Source organism: Yoonia sp., assembly GCF_036770585.1.
Lineage (GTDB): Bacteria > Pseudomonadota > Alphaproteobacteria > Rhodobacterales > Rhodobacteraceae > Yoonia.
Genome location: NZ_DAIPIW010000082.1, coordinates 6541 through 10206, shown reverse-complemented (window position 1 = coordinate 10206; position 3666 = coordinate 6541). Strand labels below are relative to the sequence as shown.

The 3666-nt window shown below is 60.0% G+C and carries 4 protein-coding genes; all 4 read left to right on the top strand.

What is annotated here, in order from left to right; genetic code table 11:
- The first annotated feature begins 35 nt into the window (after positions 1–35).
- The gene (locus tag V7N12_RS12225; protein ID WP_333714876.1) at positions 36–149 is read left to right on the top strand and encodes a type II toxin-antitoxin system CcdA family antitoxin; all 114 of its coding nucleotides are present in this window, start codon (positions 36–38) and stop codon (positions 147–149) included.
- Complete coding sequence (locus V7N12_RS12220; RefSeq protein ID WP_333714875.1) at positions 149–448, top strand: CcdB family protein; 300 nt, start codon at positions 149–151, stop codon at positions 446–448. The genes V7N12_RS12225 and V7N12_RS12220 overlap by 1 nt, the downstream gene beginning before the upstream one ends.
- 2 nt (positions 449–450) lie before the next feature.
- A complete protein-coding gene (locus V7N12_RS12215; protein ID WP_333714874.1) occupies positions 451–2496 on the top strand; it encodes a pseudomurein-binding repeat-containing protein in 2046 nt (681 codons plus the stop codon).
- Positions 2489–3666 (top strand): GIY-YIG nuclease family protein (locus tag V7N12_RS12210; protein WP_333714873.1); only part of this gene is annotated, 1178 nt, incomplete at its 3' end. The genes V7N12_RS12215 and V7N12_RS12210, both read left to right, overlap by 8 nt.

Genomic DNA, 3666 nt, shown 5'->3' with positions numbered 1-3666 from the left:
TCTCCGCCACCTTCGAGGCCAGCCTGCGCGACGCCGTGCGCGCCCGAAAGGCCGCCGCTTGGCTGGAGGAAAACCGCGCGGCCATCCAAAGCTCGAACGACTGGGTGGAACAGCACGGCCTGCCGCTAGAGAAATACCGGCAGTTCTGATGGCGCAATATGATCTGTTCCCCGACCCGTCAGGCAATGGCTATCTGCTGGATGTGCAAAGCGACCTGCTGGAAGGGCTGAACGTGCGCGCGGTGGTGCCGCTCTTGCCGCAAGGGCGCGCGCCCATCGCCGCCAGCCGATTGAACCCGGTGTTTGAGATCGAGGGTGCTGTGCATCTGATGATGACGCAATACATCGCCGCCGTCCCCGCCAGCATTCTGAAGGCTCCGGTCGGGGATTTGTCCGAAAGGTTCGACGCGATCACCGCCGCGCTCGACATGTTGTTTCACGGGTTTTGATCATGGCACAGGTCCCCTCCGTCTCCGTCAAATACGCCGCCAATGGCAGCTCGACCACGTCGAACGAGCTGGGCATGCGCGCAATGCAGGAGCGTGCTTATGAGAAGCGGGGTGAGCAATATCTGCTGATCAAGTCGCCTCCCGCCTCGGGCAAATCCCGCGCGCTGATGTTCATCGCTCTCGACAAGCTGCACAATCAGGGCCTGCGTCAGGCCATCGTCGTGGTGCCGGAAAAATCCATCGGGTCCAGCTTCAACGATGAGCCGCTGAGCAAATATGGGTTCTGGGCGGATTGGACCGTGCAGCCGCAATGGAACCTGTGCAACGCCCCCGGTGGCGACGATGGCAAGGTCGGGGCCGTCGGCAAGTTTCTGGCGAGCGCGGACCGGGTGCTGGTCTGCACCCACGCGACCTTTCGTTTCGCCGTCGACAAGTTCGGCATCGAGGCTTTTGATGATCGCCTGATCGCGGTGGACGAGTTCCACCACGTCTCGGCCAACCCCGACAACAAGCTGGGCGCGCATCTGGGCGCGCTGGTCGCACGCGACAAGGTGCATCTGGTGGCGATGACCGGATCGTACTTCCGCGGCGATGCCGAGGCCGTCCTGTCGCCCGAGGACGAGGCGCGGTTCGACACGGTCACCTACACCTATTACGAGCAGCTGAACGGCTACAAATACCTCAAGACGCTCGACATCGGGTATTTCTTCTATTCCGGGTCCTACGCGGATGACATCCTCAAGGTGCTGGACCCGACCGAGAAGACCATCCTGCACATCCCGAACGTGAATTCGCGCGAAAGCACGAAGGACAAGCACCGCGAGGTCGAGCACATCATTGATGCGCTTGGTGAATGGCAGGGCACCGACCCTGCCACCGGGTTTCAGTTGGTCAAGACGCCCGAGGGGCGTGTGCTGCGCATCGCCGATCTGGTGGATGATGACGGGCCCAAGCGCGACAAGGTTTCCGCCGCGCTGAAGGACCCCGCGCAGAAGAACAACCGCGACCATGTCGACATCATCATCGCTCTGGGCATGGCGAAGGAGGGGTTCGACTGGATCTGGTGCGAACACGCCCTGACGGTCGGCTATCGCGCCAGCCTGACCGAGATCGTGCAGATCATCGGCCGCGCCACCCGCGATGCCGAGGGCAAGACGCGCGCCCGGTTCACCAACCTGATCGCCGAGCCTGACGCCGCGGCCGAGGCCGTAACCGAGGCGGTCAACGATACGCTGAAAGCGATCGCCGCAAGCCTGCTGATGGAACAGGTGCTGGCCCCGCGTTTCAACTTCACGCCCAAGACTGTGAACAGCGGCCCTGTCGACGGGTTCGATTACGGCGAGGGCGGCTATGATCCCAAAAAGGAAAACGTTGGCTTCAACGAGGCCAGCGGGCAGTTCCAGATCGAGATCAAGGGCCTGGTCGAACCCAAGAGCAAGGAAGCCAAGCGCATCTGTCAGGAAGACCTCAACGAGGTGATCACCGCTTTCGTTCAGGACAAGACCACAATCGAGCGCGGGCTGTTTGACGAAGAACTGGTCCCCGAAGAACTGACCCAAGTGCGCATGGGCAAGATCGTCGCCGCGCGGTTTCCCGAACTGGATACCGAGGATCAGGAGGCCGTGCGCCAGCATGCGGTGGCCGCGCTGAACCTGACCCAGAAAGCAAAGCAGATCGCGCTGTCGAGCGGCGAAGATACGCAGACTACGGGAAACACCGCGCTGATCGACGGGGTGCGCAAATTCGCCATGGATGTGCGTGAGCTCGACATCGACCTGATCGACCGGATCAACCCCTTCGGCGAGGCCTATTCGATCTTGGCAAAGACCATGAGCGAGGAAAGCCTTCGGCAGGTTCAGGCCGTGATCTCGGCGAAAAAGGTGCAACTGTCACCGGATGAGGCGCGTGATCTGGCGAAGCGCGCTGTCAAATTCAAGCAAGAGCGGGGCCGTCTGCCTTCCATCACATCCCCTGATCCGTGGGAGAAGAAGATGGCCGAAGGCGTGGCCTATCTCGCGCGCATGAAGCAGGAGGCTGCCAATGGCTAAGGGGTTCACCGACGAAGATGATGCCCTGCTTGCCGAGCTTGGCGTCGAGGTCGAGGTCAAGAAGCAGTTCAGCCGCACACCACGCGAAGAACGCATCATCGCAGGCTTCGAAGAAATTCAGCGTTTTGTTGCGGAGCAGGGTCGCCGACCTCAGCATGGCGAGGATCGCGATATCTTCGAGCGCCTGTATGCAGTCCGCCTTGACCGGATTGCCGAGTTGCAGGAATGCCGCGACCTTATTGTGCCAATGGATCATCAGGGGCTGCTGCGTGGCACGCCACTTTCGCAGGTCAGCAATGCTGACCAGATGGATGACGACGCGCTTCTGGACGCCCTCGGGATCGAGGTGGACGCCCCGGCGATCACAGAACTGATGCATGTCCGCTCGACTGCTGAGAAAAAGGCCGCGGAAGAGATCGCGAGCCGTGATCGCTGTGAAGATTTCGCACGCTTCAAGCCGTTGTTCGAGCAGGTCCAAAGGGAGCTGGACACCGGCTTGCGCGAAACGCGCCCTTTTGAACGCAAATCCGAAATTGAAAAGGGCAAGTTTTTCATTCTCGGGGGCCAGAAGGTATATATTGCGTCAGTCGGTGACCTGTTCACGCAGGAATACGGAGATCGAGATGCCCGTCTGCGGGTCATTTTCGACAACGGCACCGAGAGCAATATGCTGATGCGTTCGCTCCAGCGCGCGTTGAACAAGGACGATGCGGGACGCCGGATCACTGACCCATCGGCAGGCCCACTATTTTCGGATCAGACCATCGATGGGGATGAAGCGAGCGGGATCATCTATGTGCTTCGGAGCAAGTCCGATGATCCACGCGTCGCAGAAAATAGGGAACTGGTTCACAAGATCGGTGTGACCAACATGAGCGTGGAAAAGCGGATCGCCCGCGCGCATTTGGAGCCGACGTTCCTGATGGCGAATGTCGAGGTGGTTGCGACTTACGAGCTTTACAACATCAATCGGTCCAAACTGGAAAACCTGATCCACCGTATTTTCGAACCTGCACGGCTTGAGATCGAGATCATGGATCGCTTTGGACGGCCTGTGGTCCCGAAAGAATGGTTCCTCGTACCCCTCTTTGTCATAAACGACGCTGTGGAAAAGATCAGGGAGGGCACAATAACCAGCTATCGCTATGATCCCCACGCTGCCGAACTCAA

Excerpts from the sequence above, each read along its gene's own strand:
- V7N12_RS12220 (WP_333714875.1), top strand. The coding sequence starts at position 149 with ATGGCGCAATATGATCTGTTCCCCGACCCGTCAGGCAATGGCTATCTG.
- V7N12_RS12215 (WP_333714874.1), top strand. The coding sequence starts at position 451 with ATGGCACAGGTCCCCTCCGTCTCCGTCAAATACGCCGCCAATGGCAGC.